Source organism: Streptomyces sp. NPDC001890, assembly GCF_042891445.1.
Taxonomy (GTDB): domain Bacteria; phylum Actinomycetota; class Actinomycetes; order Streptomycetales; family Streptomycetaceae; genus Streptomyces.
Genome location: NZ_JBIATE010000003.1, coordinates 263,020 through 279,653 on the forward strand (window position 1 = coordinate 263,020; position 16,634 = coordinate 279,653).

Sequence of the window (16,634 nt, forward strand, 5' to 3'; positions counted from 1 at the left end):
GCTCGATTGCCGACCGGGCGGACCGGCGGAAGCCTGCGGCACGCATACTCGGATGCATGACCGCGTATGACGCCATCGTTCTTGCCGGAGGGGCCGCCAAGCGGCTCGGCGGCGCCGACAAGCCCGGGATCCGGGTCGGAGGCCGTGCGCTGCTCGACCGGGTGCTCGCGGCCTGCGCCGACGCGTCGACGACGGTGGTGGTGGGCGGGCGCCGGTCCACCGTGCGGCCGGTGGTCTGGACGCGCGAAGCGCCCTCGGGAGGAGGTCCGTTGGCCGCGCTCGACGCGGGGGTTCGGCGGACCACGGCGGAGCGGGTTCTGGTGCTCTCCGCCGACCTGCCGTTCCTCGCAGCGGGGACGGTCGGAGCGCTACTGGCCGCCGCCGGAGAAGGGCAGCGGGACGGGGCCCTGTGCACGGATGAGGAGGGGCGCGACCAGCCTCTCGTCGCCGTCTACCGCGCCGAGCCGCTGCGCCGTGAACTCGCGCTGCTCGCCACCGAGCACGGCAGTCTGTCCGGGCTCCCCCTGCGTCTGCTGACGCCTGAGCTCGACCTTGCCCGGGTGAAGGGCGATCCCCTCGCCTCCTTCGACTGCGACACCTGGGAGGACATCGCATCGGCTCGGGCCCGCATCAGAGAGCATGGGACCGTGCTGGACGAATGGATCACCGCAGTCAAGAACGAACTCGGCATCGAACTGGACGTCGACACCGACGTCCTGCTCGACCTCGCCCGTGACGCCGCCCACGGTGTCGCCCGGCCCGCGGCACCGCTGACGACCTTCCTGGTCGGGTACGCGGCGGCCATGGCGAGCAGCGAAGGCAGCGGCGACGGCGACGGCGCCACGGCGGTGGCCGAGGCCGCTCGGAAGGCTGCCGCGCTCGCCCTGCGCTGGGCGGACGAGAACGGGACGCAATGACCACCGGAAGCGGTGAGTCCGACCGGCCTTCGGCTGCGGACGTTCCGTCGGCGGCCGGCGGGCCTGTGGCGAGCAGTGGACTTGCGGCGCGGGCGGCCGAGGAGGAGGAGCGGGCCGTCGAGCAGGCCCTCGCCCTGGTCGGTAGCCGGTCGTCAGGTGAGCCCCGCCCAACGGGTCGGCGCCATGCCGTGGATCGGCCCGGCGCCGCGGATCGGCCACGGTCGACGAAAGCGGAAGCGGGACCGGGGCCGGGAGCGGGAACGGGAACGGGACCCGAACCCGGTTGCGCGGAGCTGCCACACCTCGCGGACGAAGCCGCGGCAGCGTCCCGTTCGGCGGGCCTGGACCCGAGCACCGACGCTGCCCCCGGGCAGTACGGGAACCGGCACGGCCGGAGGCACGGACACGGGCCCGCAGCCTCCTGGCGGGAGGCGCGTGCGCTGGCAGCTCGGTGCGGGCAGTCCGGGCGGGCCGGTGCGGTCCGCGTCGGCCGGCTTCCCCTTGGCCAGGCGCTCGGACACGTACTCGCCGAGCCGCTCGTCGCGCTCACCGATCTGCCGCCCTTCGACACCTCGGCCATGGACGGCTGGGTCGTCTCCGGACCGGGGCCCTGGAGCGTCCGCAAGGCCGCCGGGGCCGGGCCCGTCCCCAGCCCCGGGCCCAACCGGGATCTGGGCATCCTCGCCGGGCGGAGCACCCCCGCCACGCTCCCCGACGGGGACGCCGTACGGATCGCCACCGGCGCCCGCATCCCGGCGGATGCCAACGCCGTGATCCGCAGCGAGCACGCTCGTGTGGACGAGGCCGCGGGGCTGCTCCACGCGAAACATCAGGTGCTCCCGGGACAGGACATCAGGCCCCGTGGCCAGGAGTGCCGTGCAGGTGATCAGCTCATGCCCGCCGGAGCGCTGGTGACGCCCGCCGTTCTCGGCCTCGCCGCCGCTGCCGGGTACGACGCGCTCGTCGTGGTGCCCCGGCCCCGCGTCGACGTGCTCGTTCTCGGCGACGAACTGCTGACCGGCGGTCTGCCGCACGACGGGCTGATCCGTGACGCGCTCGGCCCGATGATCGGCCCCTGGCTGCGTGCGCTGGGTGCTGAGGTCTCGGCCCCGCAGCGGCTCGGCGACGACGCGGCCGCCCTGCGGCGCGCCCTCACCACGTCCGACGCCGATCTGGTCATCACCACTGGCGGTACGGCCGCGGGCCCCGTCGACCACGTCCACCCGGTCCTTGCCGAGATCGGGGCCGAGCTGCTGGTCGACGGGGTCGCGGTCCGTCCGGGCCACCCGATGCTGCTGGCCCGCCTCAAGAGGAGCGAGGAACTCAAGAGGAGCGAGGAACTCAAGAGGAGCGAGGGTCCGTATCTCGTCGGGTTGCCGGGCAATCCCCTGGCCGCCGTCTCCGGGCTCCTCACGCTCGCCGAGCCCCTCCTCCGCGGGCTGGCGGGACGGGAGCCGGAGGCGCCGTACCGGGTCGTCGTGCGTGACGAGGTGCAGGGGCACCCGCATGACACCCGCCTGGTGCCCGTCGTGCACCGAGCGGGCAGCATCATCGACGGGCGGTCGGGCGACGGGCGGTCGGGCGACGGGCGGTCGGTCGGTGGGCGGCCGGGCGGCGGGTACGACCGTGGCGGCGCGGGAACCGGGAGCGGTGCCGAGTACGTCGTACCGCTGCGCTACAACGGTCCGGCGATGCTTCGTGGGATCGCTGCCGCCGACGGGCTGGCCGTCGTACCGCCGGGCGGGGTACGGTCCGGCACCGAGGTGGAGATCCTCGATCTACCGTGGGCCTCGGCGATGCCGTGGACGGAAGGGTGTTTCACGTGAAACTTCCCGGCCACGATGCGATGGCCAGGCGCGCTGACGAGCATGCCGCACCCACACGGGTGCTGCTGCCGCGCAGGGTTGTCGACGGACCGGCGAGGCAGGTCGCCAAGCGGCTGATGATGGCGCTGCTGGTGCTTGCCGCAACAGTGTTGATCGTCTGGCTGGACCGCGACGGATACCACGATGCAGCTGACGACAAGGTCGATCTGCTGGACGCGGTGTACTACGCGACGGTCACCCTCTCCACCACCGGTTACGGCGACATCACCCCGTACGGGGACGGCGCCCGGCTCACCAATGTGGTGCTCGTGACGCCACTGCGGGTGCTCTTCCTGATCATCCTGGTCGGCACCACTCTTGAGGTCCTTACGGAGCGGACCCGGGAGGACTTTCGGCTGAAGCGTTGGAGAACCAACTTGCGTGATCACACCGTTGTCGTCGGCTTCGGGACGAAGGGCCGTTCGGCCATCCAGACCCTGTGTGCCACCGGCCTGAAGAAGGAACAGATCGTCGTCGTCGACCCGGCGACCAAGGTGATCGAGATCGCCAACGCCGAAGGGTTCGTCGGGGTGGTCGGCGACGCGACGCGCAGCGAGGTGCTGCTGCGGGCCGAGCTCCAGAAGGCGCGTCAGATCATCATCGCCACCCAGCGCGACGACACGGCGGTGCTGGTGGCGCTGACGGCCCGGCAGCTCAACCGTGGCGCGAAGATCGTCGCTGCGGTGCGCGAGGAGGAGAACGCCCCGTTGCTCCGGCAGTCCGGTGCCGACGCGGTGATCACCAGTGCCAGTGCGGCGGGCCGGCTGCTCGGCCTTTCCGTCCTCAGCCCCAGCGCGGGCACGGTGATGGAGGATCTGATCCAGCAGGGCAGCGGACTCGATCTCGTCGAACGACCGGTGATAAAGGCCGAGGTGGGCAAGAGCGTCCGGGAGACCGAGGACCTCGTGGTCAGCGTGTTGCGAGGGCATCGGCTGATGGGTTACGACGATCCGGCCGCCAGCCCCTTGCAGTTGACGGACCGTCTGATCACCATCGTGCGTGCCTCGAACGAGTCGCCGTCGGACGGCACCACGCCGACCGGACTGCCACGCCCACGCGACTGACCGGTCCCGCCCTCGTCTGCGTGCGGCGATCCTGCCTCCCCGTCTGCGTGCGGCGGCCCTGGCCCCCGTCTGCGGTCCTGCCCCCGCATGCGTGCGACGGTCCTGCCTCCGTCTGCGTACGGCCGGTCCCGCCCCCCCTGGGCGCGGCCGGTTTCGCTCCCGTTCGCGTATGACCGGGCCGGCCCCGTGCGGCGTCCTTCGTGGTCCTTCATCTGCGACGGAGTAGCCTCGCCGCCATGTATGCGATCACGATCCCTGAACCGGGCGGCCCCGAGGCACTTGTCTGGGCCGAGGTGCCCGATCCGGTTGCCGGCGAGGGAGAGGTCCTCGTCGATGTCGTGTCCAGCGCGGTCAATCGCGCCGATGTGTTGCAGCGGCAGGGGTTCTACAACCCGCCGCCCGGTGCGTCCCCGTACCCCGGCCTGGAGTGTTCGGGCCGGATCTCGGCGATCGGGCCGGGCGTGACGGGCTGGTCGGTCGGCGACGAGGTGTGCGCGCTGCTCTCGGGCGGCGGATACGCGGAGAAGGTCGCGGTGCCCGCCGGGCAGCTGCTGCCCGTGCCGGACGGCGTCGAACCGGCTCTGGCCGCGGCGCTGCCCGAGGTGACGGCCACGGTCTGGTCCAACGTCTTCATGGTGGCCCATCTGCGTCCCGGCGAGACCCTGTTGGTGCACGGCGGCTCCAGCGGCATCGGCACGATGGCGATCCAGCTCGCCAAGGCCGTGGGCGCGCGGGTCGCGGTCACCGCCGGGGGACCGGAGAAGCTGGCGCGCTGCGCGGAACTCGGGGCCGACATCCTGATCGACTACCGGGAGCAGGACTTCGTGGAGGAGCTGCACAAAGCGACCGACGGGGCCGGTGCGGACGTCATCCTCGACATCGTCGGTGCGAAGTACCTGGACCGGAACGTGCAGGCGCTTGCCGTCAACGGCAGGCTGGCCGTCATCGGCCTCCAGGGCGGCATCAAGGGCGAGCTGAATCTCGGTGCCCTGCTGAACAAGCGGGCCGCCGTCACCGCGACCTCGCTGCGAGGCCGCCCACTCGCCGAGAAGGCCGCCATCGTCTCCGCCGTGCGTGAGCACGTCTGGCCGCTGATCGCGGACGGGGTCGTACGGCCGGTCGTGGACCGTGTCGTGCCGATGCCGGACGCCGCCGAGGCTCACCGGGTGCTGGAGTCCAGCGCGCACATCGGGAAGGTGCTGCTGCAGGCTCCGACGGCCTGAAACCGGCCCGGCGCACAGGTCGTGGACCATGTGCGCCGGGTCTTGGTGTCGCCCACTGCCGGGGGCATGTAGTCGCCCACTGCCGGGGCATGCAAGGGATCACGGGGGCATGTAAGGGATCAGGGGCCGAGGGCTACAGGTAGCCGAGGGCTACAGGTACGGGCCCGACCGGATCGCCCCGTGCGGGTCCCCGCTGCCGTCCTCGTCCTCGTGCGCGCTGCCCGGCGGAAGGGCGCGGCGCATCTGCTCCAACTGGGCCCGAGCCGCCATCTGCTGGGCGAACAGTGCCGTCTGGATGCCGTGGAACAGGCCCTCCAGCCAGCCCACCAACTGCGCCTGGGCAATCCGGAGTTCCGCCTCGGAGGGCACCGACTCCTCGGTGAACGGCAGCGAGAGCCGCTCCAGCTCCTCCACCAGCTCCGGTGCGAGGCCGTCCTCCAGCTCCTTCACGGAACTGGCGTGGATCTCCTTGAGCCTGACCCGGCTCGCCTCGTCGAGAGGAGCGGCCCTGACCTCCTCCAGGAGCTGCTTGATCATGCTTCCGATGCGCATGACTTTCGCGGGCTGCTCGACCATCTCCGTCACCGGGACCTCACGCGACTCGTCGTCAGTGCCACCGCCGCCGATCGCCATGCCGTCCTGCCCCACCACGAGGACTTGGGGGTGCTCCTGCGACCGTTCATTCCTCGGCATCTCCATGGCGCCATTGTCTCGCACACCTGCCGTACGACACTGTGGTGCCCCCGTAAACGGATGATCCACCGTCCACGGGGGCACCGAGTCAGCCGGTCAGCCCACCGGAAGCGCCACCTCCGCCACCTCCGCCACCTCCGCGGCCTCCGCGGCCTCCGGCATCACCCGGCCCTCCGTGCCAGCGCGAGGCGGGAGCGGGTGAGTGCCGTGGCGAGCAGACCGGCCAGCAGCGGCACACCCACGACGAGCAGGCCGAGGGTGACCCAGGGCAGCACGATCGGCGTGTAGGCGGACTCCGTGGGCTCCATCCGCATCACCTGCAGCGCCTGGCGCAGATCGACCATCCGCAGCGCCACCGCCGGCACCAGTCCGGCCAGCGTGCCGAGCACCACACCCGTGAGCGCCACCACCACGCACTGGAAGCCGGACAGTTTCCGCCGCACGCTCGGGGGCGCGCCTACCGCGCTGAGCGTGTTGAGATCGGCCTCGGCATCCGCCTTGGCGAGGCCCGTCGTGATCGCGGCGGCGCCCAGCGTCACCATTCCCGCGAACAGGGTCAGGATCAGCAGCATGGAGTTGTCCATCCCGCCGGGGCCGGACTCGGACTGCGTCCAGATGCCACCGCCGGACTGCTCGATCGCGCCGTAGGTCCGCTGCTCCTCGGCGCCCGTGGGCCGGTGGGAGACGGCGTACACGCTTCCGCTGATCTGGGTGTGCAGGCCGATCCGTTCCGCGGTCCGGCGCGGCAGGATCATGCTGATCCCGGGCGTGGCGGCGTACTTCTCGGGTGCCACGTACACCTTCAGCTTGTCCGTGGTGGTGCGCGCCTTGCCCGGGTGCAGCTTCCGGCCCTGCTTGTCCTTGTCGCTGTAGGCGTGGACGGCCTTGATCGTGACTTCGCCGTCCTTCGCGAACACCGGGTTGAGCAGTACCGGTGTGCCGGCGGCCAGCGCCTTGGCGGCAGCGGGGTCGTCGAGTTTCACATAGGTGCTGAGCATGGCCTCGTCCGCCACGACGATGCCGTGCTCGCCGGCGTTGAAGACGCCCGATGCCATCCTTTCGACGAGGCAGGCGGGGGAACGCATCAGCTTCTTGTGCTCGTCGGCGGTGAGCCGCGCGGCGAGTTCCTTGGCGCCCTTGCCGGTGAGCGGGCAGGAGGCTGCCTTTCCGGCGGGCTTCACCAGCTCGACCGAGCCGCATTCGTTCTCCGCGTCGCCGTAGATGTTGCAGTCGCTGCCCGCCCACACGTGCCGGAAGTCGGCGTGCCCGCCGGTGACGGCCATGTTCCGTTCGACGGCGGCCCGTGCCTGCGGGAGCCGGGCGGCAGACTTGTCGTCGAAGGCGGAGACGACGACGGTGTTCTCGTTCAGCACGGGGATGTGGTTGTACTCATCCTCGGCCATGGCGCTGGACATGTACGTGGCGATGGCGACGGAACCAGCGACGGCCGCCATCACGGCCGCGACCGCGGGAGCGGTACGGCCACGGTTGCGGGCCGCGTCGCGCAGCGCCAGCCGGGGCGAGAGCGGCAGCCTGCTGCCGAGCCGCCCGAGGAAGCCGACGATCACCGGGATGCAGGCGAGCAGCCCGAGCTCGGCGGTCACCGAGCCGGCGGCGACCAGCGTCGAGTTCCCGTCGGTGCCGCCGTACACGGCGACGGCGCATCCGATGGCCAGTACACAGGCGCCCAGAACGGGCAGCACCCGGGAGGAGCGGCGGACGCCGCGGCGTCCGGTGAGGGACTCCAGTACGGACTGCCGGCTCGCCACGATCGCCGGGGCGAACGCCGCCAGCAGGCCCGTGACCAGGCCGATCGCCGCGATGACCAGCAGTTCCACGGGGTTGAGGGCGATCGAGACGAAGCGGTTCCCGGCCCATCCCTCGATCACGGGGCGGAAGACCGCGGTGGCCGCCAGCCCGACCGCCACACCGGCCGCGGCCCCGACGCCGCCGAGCACCAGGCCGCCGCCGAGCACCACGGCCCGGACATGACGCCGGTCCCCGCCGCAGGTGCCGAGAAGGCCGAGCTGGCGGCGGGAGCGGCGCGCACCGACGGCGAAGGCCGGCCCGGCGAGCAGCACGATCTCCAGGACCGCCATCGCGACCACGGTGACCAGCGCCGCGCTCAACTCCCCGGAGCCGTCCGGGTACGCCTCGACCCCCTTCCTGGCCAGCGGGATCTCGGAGTCCGGCGGCGGGTCCAGGACGACCTGACGGGACTTGACGAGGACGCCCGACTTATTGGCCGCCATGATGTCCGGCCAGGTCACGCCCACTCCCTCGGGGCCCTTGACCAGCCATTCCTTGGATCCGGCGTTCGGCGGCAGCACCTTCTTGTCACGGTCGGCCCTGGCCTGCCACGGGGCGATGACCGCTCCCGGATCGGCGTACAGCGCCTCGGCTTTCAGCTGGTCCGGCTGCTCGACCACGCCGGTGATCGTGTACTTCTTGCCGAAGTTGCGCACGGTGGTGGTCGAACCGACGTGCAGGCCGTTCGACTTCAGGAACGGCTCGGTGGCCGCCACCTGGTCCTTGCCGTGCGGGAACGCACCGCGTACGAGGTCGATCTTGCCGCGGGCCATCGGGTCCGAGGTCCGGAACTCGTAGATCTCGGTGGTGGCGATGCCGTAACCGGTGGTGATGCCGGCCGGGACGGACTGGACGCTGATCGCCCGTGAGCCCTTGGGGAACGTGGTGGTGACGTCGATCGACGGGCCGTCCTCGTCCACCGGCGCGTTCTGGTCGACCTGCTCGTACCTCTCCGCGTCGGGCAGCTGCAGGATGGGGCCGATCCCCTCGTCGCTGAAGAGCGCGTCGGCGGAGCCCATCGAGGCCGTCAGCTGCTCGGCCGTGGTCGGTGTCACGCTGCGGTACGTCACGTCGAGGGCGGTGACGCCGAGGACGGGTACGGCGATCATCGCGACCACCAGTGCGCTGCGGCCCTTGGACCGCATCGCGTCGCGCCGGGCTATCCGCAGGGCGGCGCGCCAGCCGGTGAACACGCTCACTTGGCGGCCTCGGAGGTGAGGAGCGAGTCGGCGTCCGCGGTGAGGGTCTGGTCGACGACCGAACCGTCCCGGAGGAACACGACCCGGTCCGCCCAGGCCGCGTAACGCGGCTCGTGCGTCACCATCACACCGGCCGCGCCCTGGTCGCAGCGGTTGCGCAGCAGCGCGAGCACCTGCTCGCCGGTCTCGGAGTCGAGCGCTCCGGTCGGCTCGTCGGCGAGCACCAGCCGCCGGTCCCCCACCAGCGCTCGGGCGATCGCGACCCGCTGCTGCTGGCCGCCGGACATCTCGTCCGGGAACCGGTCGGCGATCTCCAGCAGCTTCATCTCCTCCAGCGCCGCACGGGCCTCCTTGCGGGCCTTGCGGACGGAGACGCCGTCGAGTTCGCGCGGCAGGGCGATGTTCTCGGCGGCGGTGAGCGCGGGGATCAGGTTGTAGTCCTGGAAGACGTAGCCGACGCTGCGGCGGCGCAGGGCGGCGATGCCCTTGCGGCCGAGCCCGGCGATGTCCTGCCCCTCGATGAAGACCTGGCCGCTGGTCGCGGTGTCGAGACCGCCCGCGATGGTCAGCAGGGTCGATTTGCCGGAGCCGGACGGGCCCATCACGGCGACGAGTTCACCGGCGTGCACGGCGAGGTCGATGCCACGCAGGGCGTGCACCTCGGCGACGCCGGAGCCGTGGGTGCGGGTGAGTGCGCGCAGTTCCAGGACCGGAGCGCCGGCCGGTATCGGTGCGTCGGCCGGTGCGGGTGCACCGGCCGGTGGCGCGGGTCGGGGCGGGACGTGCGAGGACATGGTGAGTGGTTCCCCCCTCGGAACGGGTGTGGATGACGAGGTCCCGCGGTTCGCGGTCCGGTCAGCGGGCAGCCGTGGTCTGCGGCTCACGGCGTGTGGTGCGGCCTGCGGGCCGCAGTGCGTGGTGCGTGGTGCGTGGGTTCGTGGGTTCGTGGTGCGCGTCAGCGTCGGCTGCGCGGGAGGGCGACACGGGACGCGGCGCGGCCGGTCGTACGGATCTCCGGGTCCGGCTCCGTGGCGGCGGCCTCGGCGAGGCGGACGAGCCGGGTCTCGCAGTGGTCCAGCCAGCGTGCCTCGGCCTCCGCCTGGAAGATCAGCTGCTCCAGTACGAGCAGCCAGGCGACCTCGTCGCGGTTGGCCGGGACGTCGCTGAGCGACTGCGCCTTGAGGCGGGTGTAGTCCTGCATCGCCTTCAGGGTGTGGTGGCGCTGGGACTGGATGACGGCGCGGATGTCGACCCCGGGCGCGCCGACTGCCATGGCGAGCTTGATGGCCAGCTCGTCGCGGGGCGGGTTGCTGCGGTCGACGGGCGTCTCGAACCAGTTCCGCAGCTCGGTGCGTCCGTCGTCGGTGATCGCGTAGAGGGCGTGGCCCTGGTCGTCCTCGCCGTCCTGGACGACCAGGGCGTCACGCTCCAGCCGGCTGAGCGTCGTGTACACCTGGCCGACATTGAGCGGCCAGGTGGAGCCGGTGCGCGACTCGAATTCGGTACGGAGCTGGGAGCCGTACCGAGGCCCCCGTTCCAGTAGGGCCAGCAGCCCGTGGCGGATCGACATACTCAGTATGTATACCGAGTATGTCGATCGAAGCAAATCCCTCCCCGGGAGGCTCATCCAAGCGAGAGGCCCTAGTCCGCGCGGCGCATGCGGTACGCCAGGAAGCCCAGCCCCAACCCGACCAGCGCGATTCCCGCGCCCAGCGACACCTGCTTCATCTGCCGCACGGCCGGCGAGTCCAGGGCCTGCCGCGAGAGCTGGTCGGCCTCGGGGGACGTACTCACCCCGGGCGTCAGTGTCGGCCCGGGATAGGTGACCGCCGGGGGCACGACGGGGTTCTGGAGCAAACCGTCCGAGTGCGCGAACCCCCACGGCGAGAGCTGCCGTCCGGGCCGCAGCCGCCCCTCCCCGGCCTCGCGCCCGGCCAGCGGGGACTGCGCGTCGCCGACCGGCGGCTCCCCGTCGGCTCCGGATCCGGAGCCGGAGGCAGAGCCGGAGCGGGAGGCAGAGGCAGTGGGGGTGCCGGAGCCGGGATGGGAGCCGGAGGCGGAGTCGTCGGTGGACGAGGGCGAGGAGGACGGGGTGGCCGTCGCGGAGCCGGAGGGAGAGCCGGCGGGAGAGCCGGAGGCCGGGACGGCCGGCGGCGGAGGGCCCGGAGGTGCGGGGACGGCCGGCGGCGGAGGGCCCGGAGGTGCGGGGGCGGCCGGTCCGCCGTCCGGGTGAACGGTCGTCGGCGCGGGCGCGGGGGTGGCCGGTTCCTCGGCCGACGGACCGGTACCGGGGACGCCCGAAGGCCGGGCGGTGGTTCCGGCCGAGGTGTGCGCGGGCGGCGCCGCCGGGGAGCTGCGCGGCCCCGTAGGCCGGCCGGACGAACCCTGGCCCGCCTGCGACTCTCCCATCGCGGCCCCCAGTGCCGCACCCGCCGTCAGTACGAGGCAGGCCACGAACCTCGTGCGCCGTGAGGGGAGAAGTCCTGAAGCCATGGGCTCAGCGTCACATGTGACGGTATGTCCAGCATCTCGGCTGGGCGTGTCTCCACGGGTCCGGGCCCGAGCCCCCACGGACCCGGACCCGGAGCGGCCAGGGTCAGGCCGGGTCGCCCGTCGCGATGCGCAGCTCGAAGTGGGCGCCGGTCTTCGGAACGGCGGTGCCCGACGTCGGGAACTGGTCGGTGACCTGGTCCTCCGCGTAGGCGTTCCCCGGCACCTTGATTATCTTGATGGTCCATCCCGCCGCGTCCGCGCACGCCCTCGCGGAGAGGATGTCCTTGTACAGGAAGTTGGGGGCGTCGACCTTGTTCGGGTCGTCGCTGTCCTCCAGCGCGTCCGTGCAGTCCTCGGTGTCCATCGTCCGGTTCCGCTCCGGATCCTTGTGCTCGCCCGCGGCCGGGGACTCGTTCGCCGTCGTGCCGCCCTTTTCGTCGCCGTTCAGCGAGAGCACCGTGATCAGCCCGCCGATCGCGACCAGGGCGACCACGATCGAGCCCACTATGACCGGCATGTTCCGCTTGGAGCCGCCCCCGCCCGAGCCGGAGTGCGACGGCGACTGGGTCTGCGTCTGCGGCGACATCGAGTAGGGCGGCGGGGTCTGCTGCGGCACCGGGGCCTGGCTCTGGTACGGCTGGGCCGACTGCGGGTAGCCGTACGACGGTGCGGGTGTGGGGGCCGGGGTCGCCGGACCGTAGGGGCCGGACTGGTACGGACCCGACTGGTACGGACCCGGCTGGTACGGGGTCTGGACGCTCTGGGGCGTCGCGCCGGACTGGTCGACCGGCGGGAAGACCGCCGAGCCGACGCCCGAGCCGCTGTTCGCCGGGGCGCCACCGCCCGCGACGATCACCGGCGCACCCGTGGGGCCGCTCGCGGCGAGCACCCGGGCGATCTCGTCCTGCATCGCCGCCGCGCTCGGGAAGCGCTCGTTCGGGTTCTTCTTCAGCGCGCGGGCGACCAGCGCGTCCATCGCCGGAGTGACCGCGCGGTTGATCGTGGAGGGCGCGACCGGCTCCTCCTGGACGTGCGCGTACGCGATGGCCAGCGGGGAGTCCGCGTCGAACGGGATCCGCCCGGTCAGCAGCTGGAACAGCATGATGCCGACCGAGTACAGGTCGGAGCGGGCGTCCACGCCGCGGCCGAGGGCCTGCTCGGGGGAGAGGTACTGCGGGGTGCCGACGACCATGCCGGTCTGCGTCATCGACGTGACGCCGGACTGCATGGCGCGGGCGATGCCGAAGTCCATGACCTTCACGATGCCGCGCTTGGTCACCATCACGTTGCCGGGCTTGATGTCGCGGTGGACCAGGCCCATCTCGTGGCTGGTGTCCAGTGCGGCCAGCACGTCGGCCGTCACCTTCAGCGCCCGGTCGGCCGGCATCGCGCCGTGGTTCTGGATGTCCGCCTGGAGCACGGAGCCGAGCGGCTGCCCCTCCACGTACTCCATGACGATGTACGGCATCAGCGCGCCGCCGAGCTCGTCCTCACCGGTGTCGAAGACCGAGACGATGTTGGTGTGCTGCAGTTTGGCGACGGCCTGCGCCTCGCGCCGGAACCGCTCGCGGAAGGACTGCTCGCGGCCGAGCTCCGTGTGGAGTGTCTTGATTGCGACCTGGCGGTCCAGGGCGGTGTCGTACGCCAGGTAGACGGACGCCATCCCGCCCTCGCCGAGCAGGTCGCGAAGCTGGTACCGGCCGCCGGCGACCGAACCGCCCGCATAGCGACCCTGAGCGCCGTGTGCGCCGTCCTGGCTCATGACTTGCTCCCCCTCGGCGCGCGACTCACGCGATCATCCATTACGCGCCAAGTCTGCCCGAGGGGTACGACACGTCAAGCCGGGTGCCCGTTCCGTGACCCTACGCACAAGAAGCGTCTCGGAAGCGTTACAGGAACCGCATGAAATTTGCGTGGACGGCACGCCGGGCGGTTGGATAACCGGTCCCTCTCGGGGAACGGTGTGTCCGGAAGAGGCTGTAGCGTGACGTGGCAATGCAGCTAGACACCGTGAGAACCCGCGGACGCGCGGACAGATACGACGGCGAGGACTGATGGCACCCGATTCCGAAGCAAACGGCGGCGGAGTATCGGATGGCACCGACGCCTGGGGCATCGGCGGTGTCGTCGGTGACGGGCGTTACCGGATGACCCACCGCCTCGGCCGGGGCGGTATGGCGGAGGTCTTCGCGGCCGAGGACGTCAGGCTCGGACGGACGGTCGCGGTGAAGCTGCTGCGCTCCGATCTTGCCGAGGACCCGGTCTCCAAGGCCCGGTTCACGCGCGAGGCGCAGTCGGTCGCCGGGCTCAACCACCACGCGATCGTCGCCGTGTACGACTCCGGCGAGGACGTCGTGGGCGGGGCGACCGTCCCCTACATCGTGATGGAGCTGGTCGAGGGGCGGACCATCCGCGACCTGCTGATCAGCGCCGAGGCGCCGCCGCCCGAGCAGGCCCTGATCATCGTCTCGGGCGTACTGGAAGCGCTCGCGTACTCGCACCAGCACGGCATCGTCCACCGCGACATCAAGCCGGCCAACGTGATCATCACCAACTCCGGTGCGGTCAAGGTGATGGACTTCGGCATCGCCCGTGCGCTGCACGGCGCGCAGTCGACGATGACGCAGACCGGCATGGTCATGGGCACGCCGCAGTACCTCTCCCCGGAGCAGGCGCTCGGCAAGGCCGTCGACCACCGCTCCGACCTCTACGCCACCGGCTGCCTGCTGTACGAACTCCTGGCCATGCGGCCCCCGTTCACGGGCGAGACGCCGCTCTCCGTCGTGTACCAGCACGTCCAGGACATTCCGGTCCCGCCGTCCGAGGTCCTGGGGTCGGTGCCGCCGGAGCTGGACGGACTGGTCATGCGTTCCCTGGCGAAGGACCCGGACGACCGGTTCCAGAGCGCCGAGGAGATGCGCGGCCTGGTCCAGTACAGCCTCCAGATGCTTCAGGTGCAGGGTGGCCACACGGGTACGTGGAACACCGGCCCGGTCGCGATGCACGAGGGCGGGCACACCCCGGCCATGGGCATGGCCGGCGGCACGATGGCGATGGGCCACCCGCCGCACGGGGACACCTCGCAGGGTCCGATCCTGCCGCCGATGAACCCGGACGACGGCGGTTACGACGGCGGGCACAACGGCGGTGGCGGCGGCCGCGGCAAGCTGTGGCTGTTCGTCGTGCTCGCGCTGATCGCGATCGGGGCGGGCGTCGCCATCGCGGTCAACGCCGCGCAGGACACCGGCTCGAAGCACAAGAAGCAGCCGACCGAGGTCTCCAGTTCGCCGTCCCCGGAGAAGAGTTCGTCCGGGCCGACCGACGAGGAGACCCAGGAGACCGAGGTGCCGGAGAACTCCACCGGCAACCAGCAGGACACGCCCCCGCCGCGGACCTACTCCCCGTCGACCACCCCGACCCAGCCCTCCGAACCGCCGACGAACCAGCCGTCCACCCCGGCCACCGGAGGCCCGGCCGACGGCGGTACGGGTACGGCTGACGGCGGTACGGGTACGGCCGACGGTGGCACGGGTACGGCTGACGGCGGTACGGGTACGGCTGACGGCGGTACGGGTACGGCCGACGGTGGCACGGGTACGGCCGATGGCGGTACCGGTACGGCCGACGGCGGTGCCGCCACCGGTACGTCCGCGGCGGCCGGTTCGGGCACCACCCAGTGATCACCACCCCGTGAACACCCGCTGACCCGGCCGTTCACGGGCGGAATCACCCCGTGAACGCCTCGCGCACCGTCTCGTACTCGCGCGTCCACCAGACCGCCAGGGCCGACACCGCAGGGAACTGCGGGTCGGCCCTCCGGTCGTCCAGGCAGTAGCGCCAGCGCAGTATCCAGAAGTCGTTGAGCCGCTCCCACCACACCCGGTGCACCGCGTCGGCCAGTTCCGCGGCCCCCGCCCCGGCCGCCCGACGGTAGGCCCGCGCGTATGCCCGTACCTTGTTCAGCGCCAGCTCCCCGGCCGGCAGTACGAAGAAGATCGCCGCGGCCCGTACCGCCTCCTCCGCCCTCGGCTGGACCCCCAGCCGGTCCCAGTCGAGGATCGCGACCGGGTCCGCGCCCCGGTACAGGACGTTCAGCGGGTGGAAGTCGCCGTGCACCCAGCCGGTCGCCGGGGCTCCGGGCGTCGGGGGCCTGCGGTCGGCGTGACGTTCCAGCAGGGTGCGCCGCTCCAGCAGGCGGTGCTCGGCCAGCTCGTCGAAGCAGTCCCGCCGGTGGCGTCCGCGCGCGGCCGTCAGCAGGTCGTCGATGAGCGCGAAGGTGTCGCCGGGATCGGCGCTCCGGTACCCGCAGGACCGGTGCGCGAGCCCGGTGCCCGAGCCCATGACCTGTTCGAGCCCGGTGTGCACCGCCCCGAGCAGTGCCCCGAGCCGTTCCGACTGCGCGGTGGTGAGCTGGTCGCCCGCCCGGTGCAGCCCGTCCACCCAGGGGTGCAGGGCGTAGCACCGCCCGCCGATCTCCGTGACCGTTTCGCCCTCGGTGTCCTGCACGGGCGGGGCGACGGGTACGCCCAGCGACTGGAGCCGCTGGGTGGCGCGGTGCTGGCGGACGATCGTGGCGCGGTCGCCGGTGGAGTCGTCGAGGTGGTGCTTGAGGAAGTACGAGCCGCGGGTGGTGGAGACGCGGTAGCCATGGTTGAGCAGCCCCTTGGTGATGGGCTTGCAGCTCAGGGGTTCACCGGCGTCCGGGTAGCGGCGCAGTACCTCGTTCACCGGGGGCACCGGAGGCACCGGCGCCTGCCGTGGCACGGACGGGAAGAGAGCCTGGTCCACCGGGGACACGGGTACAGGAGGCGCGGACGGGAACCGTACCTCGACGCAGTCGGCCGACGAAGCGGTCGGAAGGGTGACAAATGAGCGCGGCACTCACCAGATGTTAGATCACGCTGTGTTGCCGATCGGCTGACTTGCGTGGAAGTCCAGAGTGTGCACAGAGGCGAAGTGCGGTTCGAGCCTGAGGTACGCCGGGTCGAAGGGCTCCCCGTTCACCAGGGCGGGACCGTCGCCGAACAGCTCGCGCTGCCCGGGCGTCGGGTGCACGATCTCGGCGGTGCCGGTGAACTGCACGGCCCACAGATCGCCTCCACCCCTGTTTCCCGGAACACCCCCGGCTCCCGGAACACCATCGCCTCCCGGACAAGCGGTGCTGAAGTTGTCCGCGCCGTACGCCACGACCGTACCGTCGCACGCGTCGTGGTACCCGAAACCGCTGTGCATCCGCAGGACCACGCGTCCATCGATCACGACGTGGCGGGCCACCGACAGAAAGGGAAGGGCCCGCATGCTCGTCGCCAGCCGGCCGTACCGGACGCGGCCGAGCAGTTCGATCGCCTGGAGTTCCTCAAAGGGCATGACC

Annotated in this window: 13 protein-coding genes; 5 read left to right on the forward strand and 8 right to left on the reverse strand. The window is 71.7% G+C overall.

Translation table 11 applies throughout. From position 1 onward, the window contains the following. Positions 1 to 56: 56 nt before the first annotated feature. From ACFYY1_RS12510 to ACFYY1_RS12525, 4 genes are all read left to right on the forward strand, one after another. On the forward strand, positions 57 to 917 hold the full coding sequence (locus tag ACFYY1_RS12510) for an NTP transferase domain-containing protein (protein ID WP_388583834.1): 861 nt from the start codon (positions 57 to 59) through the stop codon (positions 915 to 917). Then, entirely contained in the window at positions 914 to 2,743 is a 1,830-nt protein-coding gene (locus ACFYY1_RS12515) for a molybdopterin molybdotransferase MoeA (protein ID WP_388583837.1), read from the forward strand. The genes ACFYY1_RS12510 and ACFYY1_RS12515 overlap by 4 nt, the downstream gene beginning before the upstream one ends. Then, positions 2,701 to 3,846: a potassium channel family protein gene (locus tag ACFYY1_RS12520; protein WP_388583840.1), complete on the forward strand. Its 1,146-nt coding sequence runs from the start codon at positions 2,701 to 2,703 to the stop codon at positions 3,844 to 3,846. The genes ACFYY1_RS12515 and ACFYY1_RS12520 overlap by 43 nt, the downstream gene beginning before the upstream one ends. Positions 3,847 to 4,082: 236 nt before the next feature. Then, positions 4,083 to 5,069 (forward strand): NAD(P)H-quinone oxidoreductase, encoded by a 987-nt coding sequence (locus ACFYY1_RS12525; RefSeq protein ID WP_388583844.1) that lies wholly within the window; start codon positions 4,083 to 4,085, stop codon positions 5,067 to 5,069. Between the two features lie 150 nt (positions 5,070 to 5,219). Here ACFYY1_RS12525 and ACFYY1_RS12530 read toward each other — a convergent pair whose 3' ends face one another. The 6 genes from ACFYY1_RS12530 to ACFYY1_RS12555 all read right to left on the reverse strand — a co-directional run bounded on the left by ACFYY1_RS12530 (position 5,220) and on the right by ACFYY1_RS12555 (position 13,025). Next, entirely contained in the window at positions 5,220 to 5,768 is a 549-nt protein-coding gene (locus tag ACFYY1_RS12530; protein ID WP_323180131.1) for a bacterial proteasome activator family protein, read from the reverse strand. A gap of 155 nt (positions 5,769 to 5,923) precedes the next feature. Continuing rightward, positions 5,924 to 8,770: an FtsX-like permease family protein gene (locus tag ACFYY1_RS12535; protein WP_388583847.1), complete on the reverse strand. Its 2,847-nt coding sequence runs from the start codon at positions 8,768 to 8,770 to the stop codon at positions 5,924 to 5,926. Next, on the reverse strand, positions 8,767 to 9,564 hold the full coding sequence (locus ACFYY1_RS12540) for an ABC transporter ATP-binding protein (RefSeq protein WP_388583850.1): 798 nt from the start codon (positions 9,562 to 9,564) through the stop codon (positions 8,767 to 8,769). The genes ACFYY1_RS12535 and ACFYY1_RS12540 overlap by 4 nt, the downstream gene beginning before the upstream one ends. 161 nt (positions 9,565 to 9,725) lie before the next feature. Then, positions 9,726 to 10,340 (reverse strand): PadR family transcriptional regulator, encoded by a 615-nt coding sequence (locus ACFYY1_RS12545; RefSeq protein ID WP_388583853.1) that lies wholly within the window; start codon positions 10,338 to 10,340, stop codon positions 9,726 to 9,728. 71 nt (positions 10,341 to 10,411) lie between these two features. Continuing rightward, the gene (locus ACFYY1_RS12550) at positions 10,412 to 11,263 is read right to left on the reverse strand and encodes a hypothetical protein (protein WP_388583856.1); all 852 of its coding nucleotides are present in this window, start codon (positions 11,261 to 11,263) and stop codon (positions 10,412 to 10,414) included. Between the two features lie 103 nt (positions 11,264 to 11,366). Further along, positions 11,367 to 13,025, reverse strand: coding sequence for a protein kinase (locus ACFYY1_RS12555; protein WP_388583858.1), 1,659 nt, complete (start codon positions 13,023 to 13,025; stop codon positions 11,367 to 11,369). A 292-nt stretch (positions 13,026 to 13,317) separates the two neighbouring features. Between ACFYY1_RS12555 and ACFYY1_RS12560 the strand changes: the two genes are divergently transcribed. Further along, the gene (locus ACFYY1_RS12560; RefSeq protein WP_388583861.1) at positions 13,318 to 14,943 is read left to right on the forward strand and encodes a protein kinase; all 1,626 of its coding nucleotides are present in this window, start codon (positions 13,318 to 13,320) and stop codon (positions 14,941 to 14,943) included. Between the two features lie 46 nt (positions 14,944 to 14,989). Here ACFYY1_RS12560 and ACFYY1_RS12565 read toward each other — a convergent pair whose 3' ends face one another. Next, entirely contained in the window at positions 14,990 to 15,991 is a 1,002-nt protein-coding gene (locus ACFYY1_RS12565) for a phosphotransferase (protein WP_388583864.1), read from the reverse strand. A 168-nt stretch (positions 15,992 to 16,159) separates the two neighbouring features. After that, entirely contained in the window at positions 16,160 to 16,630 is a 471-nt protein-coding gene (locus tag ACFYY1_RS12570; protein WP_388583867.1) for a pyridoxamine 5'-phosphate oxidase family protein, read from the reverse strand. Between the last annotated feature and the right edge of the window lie 4 nt (positions 16,631 to 16,634).